General features: G+C 67.1%; 1 protein-coding gene. It reads right to left on the reverse strand.

Going from position 1 to position 499, the window contains the following annotated elements:
* A partial coding sequence (locus LQ51_RS34180) for a HAMP domain-containing protein (RefSeq protein WP_231605924.1) occupies positions 1-499 on the reverse strand: 499 nt, incomplete at both ends.

Here is a 499-nt window from a genome sequence, read left to right on the forward strand (position 1 = left end):
ACGACGACAGCTGATCCACCATGGTGTTCACGGTGTTCTTCAGCTCCAGGATCTCGCCCTGCGCGTCCACCGTGATCTTCTGTGACAGGTCACCCTTGGCCACCGCCGTGGAGACCTGTGAGATGTTGCGCACCTGGCTGGTCAGGTTGCCGGCGAGCTGGTTCACGTTCTCGGTGAGGTCGCGCCAGGTGCCGGAGACCCCGCGCACCTGGGCCTGGCCGCCGAGCTTGCCCTCGATGCCCACCTCGCGGGCCACCCGGGTCACCTCGTCGGCGAACGACGACAGCTGATCCACCATCGTGTTCACGGTGTCCTTCAGCTCCAGGATCTCGCCCTGGGCGGCCACGGTGATCTTCTGGGAGAGGTCGCCCCGGGCCACCGCCGTGGAGACCTGGGCGATGTTGCGCACCTGGCTCGTCAGGTTCGACGCCATCGAGTTGACGCTGTCGGTCAGGTCCTTCCAGGTGCCGGCCACGTTCGGCACGTCCGCCTGGCCGCC

This window comes from Micromonospora sp. HK10 (assembly GCF_000982955.1).
Classification (GTDB): Bacteria; Actinomycetota; Actinomycetes; order Mycobacteriales; family Micromonosporaceae; genus Micromonospora.